Source organism: Gilliamella sp. Gris1-4, assembly GCF_001690335.1.
Lineage (GTDB): Bacteria > Pseudomonadota > Gammaproteobacteria > Enterobacterales > Orbaceae > Gilliamella > Gilliamella apicola_P.
The window spans coordinates 1-14,176 of the sequence record NZ_LZHA01000004.1; the positions used below are offsets into that span (position 1 = coordinate 1).

Genomic DNA, 14,176 nt, shown 5'->3' on the forward strand with positions numbered 1-14,176 from the left:
TTGCCAGAAGAGTTTGGTGAATGGAGCACTGTCTATAGGCGATTTAATTTGTGGTCTAAAAAAGGAATATTAGTTGATATTTTCAAACATTTATCACAACTAGCGGATTTTGAATGGGTGTTCCTAGATGGCTCGATTATCAGGGCTCATCAACATAGTACAGGCGCTGCAACGGAGTATTCCGAGCAAATAGGTCAGAGCTGTGGTGGTAATTCAACTAAAATTCATCTTGCGGTTGATAGTGGTGGTTTGCCTATTTGTTTTGAGCTTTCTGAAGGACAACGACATGATATCACTTATGCAGAAAACCTAGTTGAAAAGCTCGATGAAGTCAATACAGTGATAGCCGATAAAGGTTATGACAGCGAGCCTTTTCGGTGCTTTGTTCGTCAAAAAGGCGGACGAACGGTGATTGCTAAACGTAATTATGGTAAGGATATAGATAAAAGCAGTATGGATAGGTGCCTTTATCGCTATCGTCATTTAGTCGAGAATGCCTTTGCTAGAATCAAGCAATATCGTTCAATATCAACTAGATACGATAAGTTAGAAAGGAATTATGCCAGTATGGTATCACTGGCATTTATGTTAATGTGGCTGCCAATGTATTGTTGAGTAATTTATGTACAGCAAAGATCAACAGCCCCTAATAACTAACATCAACACAGCAATAATACCCACAGTCAAATAACTACTTGCCCACGATAGCGCATGAGTTAAAGAATATGTAGTAATAAGCGGAAAGATAACACCAGCAATGTTGAACGTTGCATCTTGTACTACTAACATAGTGCTTTGGACTTTATCTTGCCAAATAGAAACAACAATTGTTCCTGCGATACATAGCCCAACACCACCACACAAACCAATTAATGACATACATATATTTAATATAATCAATGAATTGGTTAAGTATAAGAGCAATGTACTCACAACAATAAGGATATAGCTCAATAAAGTAATACGTTTGATACCAATAATATCAATTAAGAAAAAAGCTAAAATTGTACCGACTAACGCACCACCATTAAGTAAAGAATAGATAAATGCAACTGAATTGACATCAGCATTAAAATATTGAGCAATCGGCTCTATTAACATACCAAATTGGCTGGCAAAACCGGCCATAATAAAATTAGCTAAAAAACTAATTAATGTAAGTGATATCTTATTTTTCATAATATTATCCTGAAAAATGATTTAGCATGATAATTTAAGGCTTAATAGCAACTTGCAAAGCAAGTTTAATCATATTATTGAATGTCAGTTGCCTTTCTTCTGCTGTGGTTTCCTCACCGGTTAGACAATGGTCTGAAACAGTTAAAATTGCTAAAGACTCAATATTGAATTGTTGAGCAATACCATATAAACCAGCAACTTCCATATCGATACCTAAAACGCCCGATTTTTCTAAAGTACTAATTAACGATTCATCAGGATCATAATAAAGATCACCACTAAAAACATTGCCAACTTTAACGGGAATATCCAATGTTTTAGCTGACTCATAAGCACTGTACAATAAAGAAAAAGTAGCAGAAGTAGCAATATTATAACCATTTGCTCTTTTTTGATTGGTCATTGAATCGGTACCAGCAGCAACCGCTAAAATAACATCACGCATTTTTACACTGTGTTGTGTTGCACCTAAACTACCGATACGGATAATGCGCTTTACATTAAAGTCATTGATTAATTCATGAGCATAAAGTGTAATTGACGGAATCCCCATTCCATGTCCCATTACTGAAACTGGAATACCGTTATATGTTCCGGTATACCCTAACATGTTACGTACATTACAAATTTGTCTGGCATCAATTAAATAAGTTTCAGCAATAAATTTCGCTCGTAAAGGGTCACCTGGCATAATAACAGTTTGAGCAAAATCATTTGTCTTTGCATTAATATGTGCTGTCATAATTTTTCCTAAACAGTTGAAGAATTAACCATAATTATAGTAATGTTTTTTTCCTTTTAACTAGGACATAAGTCCGAAGCCCATGTTCTATGCCACATTTTTATAAATTTATTTGTCCTTAAGTAACTAAAGTTAAATAAAAATGAAGAATATGAAAAATTTAAATAGTTTATGCAATTATTAGTAAATTAATTAATAAGTTGCCGTGTAATTGGATAGATTTAAATGGGTATGCATTTGGAATATTTTTTCTTGCAGTATTGTGGGTTTATTTGATATAAAATTGCTCCGATAGACCATTGATTTTATTGAATTTTTTATTTTTAACTAAATCAATTGATTATAGCGGACTGAGATTTTGTTTGGTGTTGTGATTTCGGCCGTTTTGACGGCATAAAAAAACCGACCATTTAGGTCGGTTGATCATTAATGTTATTGCTATTGTTTAGCTACAATTTCATCACTTTCTAAATCTAGATGAATAGTTTTACCCGGGACTAATTTACCTGACAGTATTTGTTGTGCCAATGGGTTTTCGATCTCTTGTTGGATCGCTCGTTTTAACGGTCTTGCGCCATAAATTGGGTCAAAGCCAACTTTAGCTAACTGTTCAAGTGCCGCATCCGAAATATCCAATTGGTAACCACGTTCTTCTAAACGTTTTTCAACGTGTGCTAACTGAATTTTTGCAATCGCTTTAATGTTTTCTTGACCTAATGGGTGGAATACCACTGTTTCGTCAATACGATTGATAAATTCTGGTCTAAAGTGTTTGGTTACAACCGTCATCACTAGAGATTTCATTTCGTCATAACTTAGTTCAACTTGACCTTGAATTAGGTCAGAACCTAAGTTTGATGTCATAATTATGACAGTGTTACGAAAATCAACTGTGCGACCTTGACCATCTGTTAAGCGCCCATCATCCAAGACTTGCAGTAAGATATTAAAGACATCTGGGTGTGCTTTTTCGACTTCATCAAGTAAAATTACTGAGTATGGTCGTCGTCTAACTGCTTCGGTTAAATACCCCCCTTCTTCATATCCAACATAACCTGGAGGCGCACCAATTAAGCGAGCAACGGAGTGTTTTTCCATAAACTCTGACATATCTATACGCACCATAGCATCTTCGCTATCAAACATAAAGTTAGCCAATGATTTGCAAAGCTCGGTTTTACCGACACCAGTTGGTCCTAAGAATAGGAATGATCCAATCGGTTTATTTGGATCTGAAAGCCCTGCTCGGCTACGTCGAATCGCATTTGCAACCGCTAATACTGCTTCATTTTGACCTATTACACGTTTATGTAAGGCATCTTCCATGTGCAATAGTTTATCTTTTTCGCTCTCAAGCATTCTAGAAACTGGAATACCTGTCGCTTTAGATAATACTTCTGCAATTTCGTTATCGGTCACTTTGTTACGCAATAACTTCATGGTTTTGCCTTCTAACTGCGTTGCTGAAGCAAGTTTCTTTTCGAGCTCTGGAATTTTGCCATATTGTAATTCTGACATTTTGTTCAAGTCGCCAGCTCGACGAGCTTGCTCTATTTCAGTACGTGCCTTTTCTAGTTCTGCTTTGATGTTTTGAGTCCCCGAAACAGCTGCCTTTTCTGACTTCCACTCTTCTTCAAGTGAAGCATATTCCTTTTCTTTTTCAGAAAGTTCATCATTTAACATTTGTAGTCGCTTTTTACTCGCATCATCAGATTCTTTTTTAAGCGCTTGTTGTTCAAGTTTAAGTTGAATTATGCGCCTTTCAAGTCGATCTAAAGATTCTGGTTTTGAATCCATTTGCATACGAATACTTGATGCGGCTTCGTCAATTAAATCAATCGCTTTGTCGGGCAACATGCGATCAGAAATATAACGATGCGATAATGTAGCCGCAGCTACGATTGCAGGATCGGTTATCTGCACATGGTGATGCAGTTCATAACGTTCTTTTAAACCACGCAAAATAGCGATAGTATCTTCAACTGTTGGTTCGGCAACATAGACTTTTTGGAAACGACGCTCTAACGCCGGATCTTTTTCAATATATTGACGGTATTCATCAAGCGTTGTTGCTCCCACGCAGTGTAATTCACCACGAGCTAATGCGGGTTTTAACATATTACCAGCATCCATTGCTCCATCGCTTTTTCCTGCGCCAACCATGGTATGGATTTCGTCAATAAATAATATAATGCGACCTTCTTCTTTTGCTAAGTCTTTAAGCACGGCTTTTAGGCGTTCTTCAAATTCCCCTCGATATTTGGCACCAGCAATTAATGCCCCCATGTCTAATGATAAAACGCGTTTATTTCGTAATCCTTCAGGGACTTCACGGTTAACAATGCGTTGTGCTAATCCTTCTACAATAGCAGTTTTCCCTACACCTGGTTCCCCAATTAATACTGGATTATTTTTAGTACGACGTTGTAATACCTGAATAGTTCGACGAATTTCTTCATCACGACCAATAACAGGATCAAGTTTACCTTGTTCTGCTCGTTGAGTTAAATCAATGGTGTATTTTTTAAGTGCACCGCGTTGATCTTCTGCATTAGGATCGTTCACGTTATCGCTACCTCTTACTTGATTAACTGCTTGGCTAAATTTATCTTTATTAACACCTGATCTTTTAAGAAGATCACCTAAACTGCCCTTATCTTCTAAAGCGGCTAATATAAAGAGTTCTGATGAAATATAGCTATCACCGTTCTTTTGGGATAATTTATCGCAAAGATTTAATACTCGAACAAAATCTTGCGATGGAATAACATCTCCACCCACACCTTGAACTTGGGGTAATCGGTCAATAGCTTGAGCTAATTCTTGTTGTAAATTAACAATATTTGCACCTGCTGCAATCAATAAAGGCATTACACTACTCCCTTCTTGATTAAGCATGGCTGATAGGACATGCACAGGCTCTATATATTGATTGTCTTTACCTAATGCCATTGACTGCGCATCAGCTAAAGCTTGTTGAAACTTATTTGTTAGTTTATCTAACCTCATAGTGTTTATCTCCTGAGCAATAAATTTGGATTAAACGCTTAACACATTTAATCCATTTGCATGTGATCTAAATGAGTGTTGCAACCTAAATTTCAAGAGCAAAGTTAAAATATTTTTTACAAAATTTATACAACAAAATTATCAAGTATGTAAGAATTAATTGACATAAAAATAAAGCTGTTTGCAATTCAAGCAATTACATCTAAATTTCGTTTTAAGATATGCTGGTAAGATGACAAATTCACTTTTATCCCTTATATTGTTACCTTTATTTTGTTAGGTTCGCTAACCGTGGTTCGTAACCCATCCCACGAAAAAAAACTAGGAATATAAAATGTTCAAAATAGCCAAAGAGTTTCAATTTGATGCTTGTCACATGCTAGATGGGCACAATAAAAAGTGTCATAATCTGCACGGCCACACTTATCGCCTATTAGTTGAAATTAGCGGAGAGCTTATTGATAACGGCTCAAGCCAAGATATGGTGATGGATTATGCCGATTTAAAGCTAATAGTTAAACAACATATTGTCGATCCGTTAGATCACGCCTATCTTTACAATCAACATAACCCTAATGAGTGCCGTATCGCGTCGTTACTACAAGAAATAGATCGTAAAATTTTTGCCTTTCCATGTAGAACCACCGCAGAAGGAATGAGTAAATTTATTTTTGATTGCTTATCGCAATATTTGCCTGTTTCGATGATCAAACTATGGGAAACGCCAACTTCATATTGTGAATATCATCGGAGTTAATGATGATTGAATTTCGTATTGTTGAAATCTTCGAATCCTTACAAGGCGAAGGTTATAATACTGGCATGCCTGCCGTTTTTATTCGTTTTGCAGGATGCAATTTAAATTGCGCCTGGTGTGACACTAATTTTCGCAAATTTACTCGATTCACGTTAGATGCTTTAATGACTAAAGTGAGCAAATATAAAAGCAAAAATATTATTATTACAGGTGGCGAACCTACAATGGTTAAAGCGTTACCTGAATTGCTTTTGCTACTTAAAAAAGCGGGTTATTTTATCGCCATTGAAAGCAACGGTCTTGGTAAAGTCGACCCGCTTATTGATTATATTGCGCTAAGCCCTAAATTTTGTTATCAGTCACGCTATCAAAAAATAGTACAACCAATAGCAAATGAAGTACGCATAGTAGCCGAAAATCACTGCGATTTTATTCCTTTTTGCCAATATATCGAAACTCATATTCAAGCCAAACGCTATTATCTATCTCCTTGTGAAAAAGATGGTGCATTTAATATGTTTGAAACGATAGAGTTGTTAGGAAAAATCAACCAAAATCGACTGAATAATAAATGGCTTTTGAGTGTGCAAAGCCATAAATTTGCAGATATTGAATAATATACAGTTATTGGCTAATTTAATATTTTTTGTAATTTATTCAAACCAGATCATTGATGCCATTCTGCCTGTTTTATTTTCACGTCGATAAGAGAAGAATTCATCTTGTTCAGTACAAGTACAATAATCACCACCAAAAATTTGCGTTACTCCTACTGCTTGTAAGCGTTGTTTAGCAATTAGATATAAGTCAGCTAGGTATTTTTGTTCAGTGGGGTTGATCAATTTAAATGCTTCTTGTGCTTTTGGATCGACTTTTTCAAATTGTTGTTTGACTTCAATACCTACCTCAAATTTTTTGACACTAATGGCTGGTCCCATCCAAGCAATGATGTTTGATGGCGAGCTTGAGAATTTTTTGATTGTTTTTTCTAATATACCATTACATAATCCTCTCCAACCGGCATGGGCAGCTGCAACTTCGTCGCCCTTTGTTGTACAAAAAAGTACAGGCATACAATCTGCGGTTAACACCACGCTAACTTGCTTAGGTCGATTGGTATATGATGCATCAGCTTCAAAAGTTTGATAAGAATCGACGTTACCTGTTGGAGGTTGTAAAGCAATTTGCGATATATCAAGCACTGTTGTGCTGTGAGTTTGTGTCAACCAATACGGTTCGCTTGGTATTTGTTCGGCTTGAATAATTCTTCGGCGGTTTTCAGCAATATGTTCTGAATTATCACCAGTTCGATTTCCCATATTTAAACTTGCAAATGGCGCTAAACTAACGCCACCAGTCCTTGTTGTAGTAAAAGCATGAATATTTTTAGGAGCTGCCCAATATGGGTAAATCGATTTAATCATATTCATCACCAATCTAGTTCATCTTTATGCTGTTCGGTATCTTCTTGTAAAGCTTGTATTAACTTTTGCATATCTTCAGGAATAGGAGCATGCCATTCCATTTGTTCACCTGTTATAGGATGATATAATCGCAACATGGTAGCGTGTAATGCTTGGCGATTAAAATCACGTAAGGTTTGAATAAAGGATTCACTAGCCCCTTTAGGCGGTCTTGGTCTTCCACCGTAAAGAGGGTCACCAATTAGTGGGTGAGCAATATGTGCCATGTGCACGCGGATTTGGTGAGTTCGCCCTGTTTCTAAGCGCAATCGTAAACGTGTATGTAGGCGATACTTTTCCATCACTCTATAATGCGTAACCGATGGTTTACCCGTTGGGAATACAGCCATATGAGTGCGTTTGGTTGGGTGACGCGTGATAGGCTGATCAACGGTTCCTCCTGCGGTAATAATCCCCATGACTACAGCTTCATATTCGCGTGTAATTTCGCGTAGTTGAAGTGATTCGACCAAATGTGTTTGCGCCATAATAGTTTTAGCTACAACCATTAGCCCTGTTGTATCTTTATCTAGACGATGCACAATACCTGCGCGTGGCACACGTGCTATCTCAGGGAAATAATGCAATAAGGCATTTAATACCGTGCCATCAGGATTACCAGCACCAGGATGCACAACTAAATCACGAGGTTTGTTAATCACTAAAATGTCATCATCCTCGTAAACAATATCAAGCTTTATATCTTCTGGTTGGTGATAAGTTTCTTGTTCAATTTCGGCATTGATAGTTATGATCTCACCACCGAGCACTTTTTCTTTCGGTTTATTAACGATAACATTGTTGACGGTAACTTTATTATTAATAATCCAATCTTTTATCCTTGAGCGTGAATAATCAGGAAAAAGCTCGGATAATGCTTGATCTAAACGCATTCCTAGTTGACTTTGTTTAATTTCGGTTGATAATTTTAACTCGTGCATGTGTAATTTATCTATTTTAAGCTGTTATGTTTTAGAGTATTATATACTAATCATTGCCTTTAATGTTTAATTATATTTGGATCAAAAACTGAATGAAATTGCGTTTACACTCTTTGTTAGCTATCGCTTTAAGTGGCATACTAATTGGCTGTACTTCTTCCAAGCCCGATGTTGAAAATGTACCCGAGATTGAGCTACATAATAAAGCGAAATCTGAGCTTGAAAATGGTAATATTAAATCCAGTATTACTGTATTAGAGTCCTTGGACAAAAATTATCCTTTTGGTCCTTATTCTCAACAAGTTCAACTTGATTTGATTTACGCTTACTATAAATCAGCTGACTTACCGTTAGCAATTGCGTCAATTGACCGTTTTCTGAAATTGAATCCAACGCATCCAAATATTGATTGGGTTATTTATATGCGTGGCATTTCAAATATGGCACAAGATGACAATATGATCCAAGGTTGGTTTAATGTTGATCGTTCAGATCGCGACCCCGATTATGCTTCAGCTGCATTTAAGGATTTTTCTTATTTATTGTCTAGTTTTCCAAACAGTCAATATGCAGCCGATGCGCAAAAACGCCTTGTATTTTTGAAAAATAGATTGGCTCGCTATCAGTTAAAAGTCGCACAATTCTATACAAAACGCGGTGCCTATGTAGCTGTGATTAATCGCGTAACAGAAATGTTAATTATGTTCCCAGATACCGATTCAACGAAAGAAGCATTGCTTTTAATGCGTAATGCTTATAATGAATTAGGCTTAGTTGATGAAACCCAAAAAGTTGATCAACTAATTCAAGCAAATCTTGAAAACATGCCTAAAGAAGAACAACGCTCGTTCTTATCGCGCATTACCAGCGTCTTTAATGGTGGTTAGGCTGTTTTATAATTAAGATACCTACCTTTCTTTAATTGCTATTTAATCACACTTAAATAGCAATTAATTTAACTTGTTGTTTACCTTTCACCTTAACCTATTAAAGTTTTGTCATTTATTAAATATCAGCAATAAAATATGCTTAATAACTTAGAATTTATCATAACAAGAAATCAATATCTTACTTCATATATCGTTTGTAAAACGAATCAATAACCAATACAATTAGCAACATATTTTTATTAGCAATAATAGATAGGACATTAACTCGTCATGCAAGAACAATATCGCCCAGATGAAATAGAAGCCATAGTACAAAAACATTGGCAAGAAAATAAAACCTTTCACGTTACTGAAGATTCATCAAAAGAAAAATATTACTGCTTATCGATGCTACCTTACCCTTCTGGGCGTTTGCATCTTGGTCATGTTCGTAACTACACCATTGGTGATACCATTTCACGTTACCAACGTTTAAATGGTAAAAATGTACTACAGCCAATCGGTTGGGATGCGTTTGGTTTGCCTGCTGAAGGTGCTGCAGTTAAAAACAATACTGCACCTGCAAAATGGACCTATGAAAATATTGCTTATATGAAAAAGCAATTACAACTTTTAGGATTTGGTTATGATTGGGATCGTGAAGTTACTACTTGTCGTCCTGAATATTATAAATGGGAACAATGGTTTTTTACTAAGTTATATGAAAAAGGCTTAGTTTATAAAAAAACATCGGCAGTTAACTGGTGCCCTAATGATCAGACCGTACTTGCTAATGAGCAAGTGGTTGAAGGTTGTTGTTGGCGTTGTAGTACCCCTGTTGAGCGCAAAGAAATCCCACAATGGTTTATTAAAATCACCGAATATGCCGAAGAACTACTTAATGATTTGGATACGCTTGAAAGTTGGCCAGAACAAGTTAAAACCATGCAACGTAACTGGATTGGTCGTTCTGAAGGTGTTGAGTTTGATTTTGCTGTTGAAAATTATGCAGATAAGTTACGCGTCTATACAACTCGTCCTGATACATTAATGGGCGTTAGTTTTGTCTCTGTTGCCGCAGAGCACCCTCTTGCACAATTAGCAGCCCAAAACGATCCTAAAATTGCTGAATTTGTTGCTGAATGTAAAAATACCAAAACAGCCGAAGCCGATATGGCAACCATGGAAAAGAAAGGCATTGCAACTGGCTTTTATGCTATCCATCCTTTAACAGGAAAAAAAGTCCCTGTTTGGATTGCTAATTTTGTGTTAATTGAATATGGTACAGGTGCAGTGATGGCTGTGCCTGGGCACGATGAACGTGATTATGAATTTGCTTCAAAATATAACTTACCAATTAATCCTGTTATTTTAACTCAAGACGGTAACGCACCAGATCTTTCTGAAAAAGCATATACTGAGCATGGCAAGTTATTTAATTCAGGCGAATTTGATGGTCTTGATTTTGATCAAGCATTTAATGCTGTTGCTGATAAGTTGATTGCATTAGGTATTGGTAAACGTAAAGTTAATTACCGTTTGCGTGATTGGGGTGTTTCGCGTCAACGTTATTGGGGTGCACCAATCCCAATGGTGACGCTGGAAGATGGTACAACCATACCAACACCAGAAGACCAATTACCAGTTATTTTACCTGAAAATGTTGAAATGAATGGTATTACCAGTCCAATTAAGGCAGATCCTAACTGGGCTAAGACAACCGTTAACGGTCAACCTGCACTACGTGAAACCGATACGTTTGATACCTTTATGGAATCTTCTTGGTATTATGCTCGTTACACTTGTCCAAACTACGACAAAGGTATGTTAGACGAAAAGGCGGCAAACTATTGGTTGCCTGTTGACCAGTATGTTGGTGGTATTGAACATGCCATTATGCATTTACTTTATTTTAGATTTTTCCATAAATTAATGCGTGATTTTGGTTTAGTATCGTCAGATGAACCAGCAAAACGTCTACTTTGCCAAGGTATGGTATTAGCTGATGCATTTTATTATACCAGCCCAACAAATGAACGTATTTGGGTTTCGCCAACTGAAGTCACTATTGAACGTGATGATAAGGGTCGCATTGCTAAAGCTGTCGATAGTCATGGCAATGAGCTAGTTCATGCCGGTATGACCAAAATGTCAAAATCAAAAAATAATGGTATCGATCCGCAAGAAATGGTTGAAAAATATGGTGCTGATACCGTTCGATTGTTTATGATGTTTGCATCACCTGCTGATATGACACTAGAATGGCAAGAATCTGGCGTTGAAGGTGCAAACCGATTTATTAAACGTGTATGGCGTTTAGTTTATGAACATACCCAAAAAGGTGTAGCAGCAAAACTAGACGTTACAGCTCTAGATAGTGAACAAAAATCATTACGTCGTGAATTACATAAAACCATAGCGAAAGTGAGTGATGATATTGGCCGCCGCCAAACATTTAATACTGCTATTGCTGCTGTGATGGAATTTATGAATCGCTTACAAAAAGCACCGCAAGAAACAGAGCAAGATCGCGCTCTAATGAGTGAAGCTTTAAATGCTATTGTTCGATTACTTTACCCAATGATGCCTCATGCTTGTTTTGTTATGTGGCAAGCTTTAGGTCACAACGAATTGATTGATAATACAACTTGGCCCGTTGCTGATCAATCGGCAATGGTTGAGGACGAGAAACTCATTGTTGTACAAATCAATGGCAAAGTCCGCGGTAAATTTATTGTACCTGCCGATGCCGATCAAGATTTTGTTGTATCACAAGCAAAACAAGAGCCTAACATCCAAAAATATTTGAGTGATGTTGCTATCCGTAAAGTGATTTATGTACCGGGTAAATTATTAAATCTTGTTGTTGGTTAATATTGTTTGATAACTAAATTTAGGCGGTTATTGATATGAAAAAATATTTAGCATTAATTATGTTATTAACAATATCCTTAACAGGATGTGGATTTCACTTACAACATGAGACAGAAGTGCCAGAAAGTTTTAAAACGATGTCTTACATAAGTTATGACCCTTATGGAAGATTGTCTCGCAATATTAAAGAATTATTACACGATAATGATGTGACAATAACGAATAATAATGCTTCAGGTCAGGTACCATTGTTAAAAATGGTAAGTGAAAATCTAAGTCGCAATACCATCTCGATTTATCAAGATGGTAAAGCTGCCGAATATCAATTAGTGTTAACGGTTGAAGCACAAGTTATTGTTTCTGGTCAACAGACTTATCCAATAAGCGTACGCGTGTTTAGAACGTTTTTTGATAATCCAGCTGAAGCTTTGGCTAAGACGGTTGAACAAGACTTAATTGAAAACGAAATGTTTAAACAAGCGGCTAAACAAGTCATCCGTAAATTAAAATCGATCCATGCAGTAAATTAACGTTGACATGATTAAAATTAGTGCCGATCAAATTAACAATAAAGTGGGGGCACCCTATTATTTAATTTTAGGTAGTGATCCCTATTTACAGCATTATGTGCAAACTGAGTTACGCAAATCCTTTTTACAAAAAGGATTTGATGAGCAACTTACTTTTGTAATTGATAATCAAACCGATTGGACAGCGATTTATGATAGCTGTCAGGCTATGAATCTATTTTCTGCAAATACTCTGATTTTTCTTGATTTTGGTGAGGGTTCATTAAACGCAGCTATCACTACCAAACTCAATACACTAAGTGAGGTTTTAACCCCTGGTATTGCGCTGGTTATTACACTTAACAAAATTACGAAATCGCAAGAAAACGCTACTTGGTATAAAGCTTTATCGGATAAATTGGTGGTTGTCAATTGCACTACACCCGATACTTTACAGTTGCCACAATGGATCAAAAATCATTTGCAACAACAACAAATCACCATTGAACCAAAAGCAATTGAACTGCTTTGCTATTATTATGAAGGCAATTTACTAGCATTAACACAAATTATTGCACAACTTAAGTTGTTGTATCCTAATCAGAGCATTTCTTATGATGAAGTCGAAAATAATATAAATGATTCGGCAATATTTACACCATATCATTGGACTGATGCGATGATTGCCAATAAAACAAAACGAGCCATTCATATTTTACAACAGTTAAAAATAAATGAATTTGAGCCGTTAATTTTATTGCGGATTGTTCAACGTGAATTGATATTGATGATCAATTTAAAAAAAGGATTGCAACAAAAATCATTAAAACAAGTTTTCGATGAATATAAGGTTTGGCAAAATAAAAGAACGATATATACCAGTTATCTAAACCGTTGCGATATTAATGACCTATTTAATTTATTAGCCAAATTGACAGAGATCGAAATCAGTTTAAAGCATGATAACCAAGCACGAATATGGGACGCAATGTTTAATTTATCGATGCAATTTATGGGATTAGATAAATGTTAACTGCATTATTAGGAGGAACTTTTGATCCGATCCATTATGGACACCTTCGCCCTGCTATTTCGTTAGCAAATGAAGTCGGATTAAAGCAAATTAGTTTATTGCCTAATCATATCCCTCCTCATAAACCACAACCCGAAGCGAGTACTGAACAACGCTTGGCAATGTTAAAATTGGCTATCGAAAGTTTACCATTATTTGCGTTGAATGTAAGAGAGATCTTACCTGAAACTTCAACACGTCCTTCTTATACTATCGAAACGCTTCAAGCCTGGCGACAAGAAAATGGGAATAGTGAAGGATTGGCATTTATTATGGGACAAGATTCATTATTGAGTTTACCGACTTGGAATAAATGGAAAACGCTGCTTGATTATTGCCATTTACTAATTTGCCGTAGACCAGGTTATGCCCAAAAAACTGATAACATTGAGTTACAACAATGGATTGATGTGCATAATACCACAAACGTTAAAGATCTACACAATTCACCACATGGTTATATCTTTTTTGCACATACGCCACTTGAAGATATTTCAGCTACTGAGATCAGGCAAAATATTAACAACCAAGCCAGTTGTGAAAATTTGTTACCACCCAAAGTGTGGCATTATATTCATCAGCAAGGCCTTTATACTGCAAAGAAATAGTAGAAAGGGCTTTACATCTGTCAGTTTTTTCGGCATTATTTCGCCGCTGTGTTTATTTATTTTAAACTCAGCTTTTTGTGTTTATACTTAACTTTACTTTGTCATCGAATAAAATACTTTATAGGTGACATAAAAGCGCAATGCGATACCTTT

Annotated in this window: 11 protein-coding genes, 2 pseudogenes and 1 riboswitch; of the genes and pseudogenes, 8 read left to right on the forward strand and 5 right to left on the reverse strand. The window is 36.2% G+C overall.

Going from position 1 to position 14,176, the window contains the following annotated elements:
• On the forward strand, window positions 1-615 hold a 615-nt coding region (locus tag A9G31_RS00195; protein ID WP_065559901.1), incomplete at its 5' end, for an IS5 family transposase.
• A gap of 33 nt (window positions 616-648) precedes the next feature.
• Here the strand turns inward: A9G31_RS00195 and A9G31_RS00200 are convergent.
• The 3 genes and pseudogenes from A9G31_RS00200 to clpB all read right to left on the reverse strand — a co-directional run.
• Window positions 649-1,179 (reverse strand): annotated as a pseudogene (locus A9G31_RS00200) (MFS transporter); the annotation flags it as partial.
• A 34-nt stretch (window positions 1,180-1,213) separates the two neighbouring features.
• On the reverse strand, window positions 1,214-1,921 hold the full coding sequence (gene deoD, locus A9G31_RS00205; protein WP_065559902.1) for a purine-nucleoside phosphorylase: 708 nt from the start codon (window positions 1,919-1,921) through the stop codon (window positions 1,214-1,216).
• A 438-nt stretch (window positions 1,922-2,359) separates the two neighbouring features.
• Complete coding sequence (clpB, locus tag A9G31_RS00210; protein WP_065559903.1) at window positions 2,360-4,930, reverse strand: ATP-dependent chaperone ClpB; 2,571 nt, start codon at window positions 4,928-4,930, stop codon at window positions 2,360-2,362.
• A 285-nt stretch (window positions 4,931-5,215) separates the two neighbouring features.
• Window positions 5,216-5,261, forward strand: a riboswitch (PreQ1 riboswitch).
• Between the two features lie 3 nt (window positions 5,262-5,264).
• On the opposite strand from clpB, the gene queD reads away from it, so the two are divergent.
• A complete protein-coding gene (gene queD, locus A9G31_RS00215; RefSeq protein ID WP_065559904.1) occupies window positions 5,265-5,687 on the forward strand; it encodes a 6-carboxytetrahydropterin synthase QueD in 423 nt (140 codons plus the stop codon).
• Between the two features lie 2 nt (window positions 5,688-5,689).
• The gene (locus A9G31_RS00220; protein WP_141671308.1) at window positions 5,690-6,304 is read left to right on the forward strand and encodes a 7-carboxy-7-deazaguanine synthase QueE; all 615 of its coding nucleotides are present in this window, start codon (window positions 5,690-5,692) and stop codon (window positions 6,302-6,304) included.
• Between the two features lie 36 nt (window positions 6,305-6,340).
• Here the strand turns inward: A9G31_RS00220 and pgeF are convergent, their stop codons facing one another.
• Together pgeF and rluD are read right to left on the reverse strand one after the other, a co-directional pair.
• Window positions 6,341-7,111 carry a peptidoglycan editing factor PgeF gene (gene pgeF, locus A9G31_RS00225; RefSeq protein WP_065559906.1) on the reverse strand — a complete coding sequence of 257 codons (771 nt, stop codon included), beginning with the start codon at window positions 7,109-7,111 and terminating at the stop codon, window positions 6,341-6,343.
• Window positions 7,112-7,116: 5 nt separating this feature from the next.
• Window positions 7,117-8,091, reverse strand: a complete 975-nt coding sequence (gene rluD, locus A9G31_RS00230; RefSeq protein WP_065559907.1) for a 23S rRNA pseudouridine(1911/1915/1917) synthase RluD — start codon at window positions 8,089-8,091, stop codon at window positions 7,117-7,119.
• 92 nt (window positions 8,092-8,183) lie between these two features.
• Between rluD and bamD the strand changes: the two are divergent.
• The 5 genes and pseudogenes from bamD to nadD all read left to right on the forward strand — a co-directional run.
• A pseudogene (gene bamD, locus A9G31_RS00235) lies at window positions 8,184-8,906 on the forward strand (outer membrane protein assembly factor BamD); the annotation flags it as partial.
• A gap of 345 nt (window positions 8,907-9,251) precedes the next feature.
• Window positions 9,252-11,834, forward strand: a complete 2,583-nt coding sequence (gene leuS, locus A9G31_RS00240; RefSeq protein WP_065559909.1) for a leucine--tRNA ligase — start codon at window positions 9,252-9,254, stop codon at window positions 11,832-11,834.
• A 35-nt stretch (window positions 11,835-11,869) separates the two neighbouring features.
• Entirely contained in the window at window positions 11,870-12,364 is a 495-nt protein-coding gene (lptE, locus tag A9G31_RS00245) for an LPS assembly lipoprotein LptE (RefSeq protein ID WP_065559910.1), read from the forward strand.
• 7 nt (window positions 12,365-12,371) lie between these two features.
• Entirely contained in the window at window positions 12,372-13,376 is a 1,005-nt protein-coding gene (gene holA / locus A9G31_RS00250; protein ID WP_065559911.1) for a DNA polymerase III subunit delta, read from the forward strand.
• A complete protein-coding gene (gene nadD, locus A9G31_RS00255) occupies window positions 13,370-14,023 on the forward strand; it encodes a nicotinate-nucleotide adenylyltransferase (RefSeq protein WP_065559912.1) in 654 nt (217 codons plus the stop codon). Before holA ends, nadD begins: the two co-directional genes overlap by 7 nt.
• Window positions 14,024-14,176 lie beyond the last annotated feature (153 nt).

Bases quoted from the DNA above. Each gene is read 5' to 3' on its own strand.
- deoD (WP_065559902.1), bottom strand. From the start codon at position 1,921: ATGACAGCACATATTAATGCAAAGACAAATGATTTTGCTCAAACTGTT.
- clpB (WP_065559903.1), bottom strand. From the start codon at position 4,930: ATGAGGTTAGATAAACTAACAAATAAGTTTCAACAAGCTTTAGCTGAT.
- queD (WP_065559904.1), top strand. From the start codon at position 5,265: ATGTTCAAAATAGCCAAAGAGTTTCAATTTGATGCTTGTCACATGCTA.
- A9G31_RS00220 (WP_141671308.1), top strand. From the start codon at position 5,690: ATGATTGAATTTCGTATTGTTGAAATCTTCGAATCCTTACAAGGCGAA.
- pgeF (WP_065559906.1), bottom strand. From the start codon at position 7,111: ATGATTAAATCGATTTACCCATATTGGGCAGCTCCTAAAAATATTCAT.
- rluD (WP_065559907.1), bottom strand. From the start codon at position 8,091: ATGCACGAGTTAAAATTATCAACCGAAATTAAACAAAGTCAACTAGGA.
- leuS (WP_065559909.1), top strand. From the start codon at position 9,252: ATGCAAGAACAATATCGCCCAGATGAAATAGAAGCCATAGTACAAAAA.
- lptE (WP_065559910.1), top strand. From the start codon at position 11,870: ATGAAAAAATATTTAGCATTAATTATGTTATTAACAATATCCTTAACA.
- holA (WP_065559911.1), top strand. From the start codon at position 12,372: ATGATTAAAATTAGTGCCGATCAAATTAACAATAAAGTGGGGGCACCC.
- nadD (WP_065559912.1), top strand. From the start codon at position 13,370: ATGTTAACTGCATTATTAGGAGGAACTTTTGATCCGATCCATTATGGA.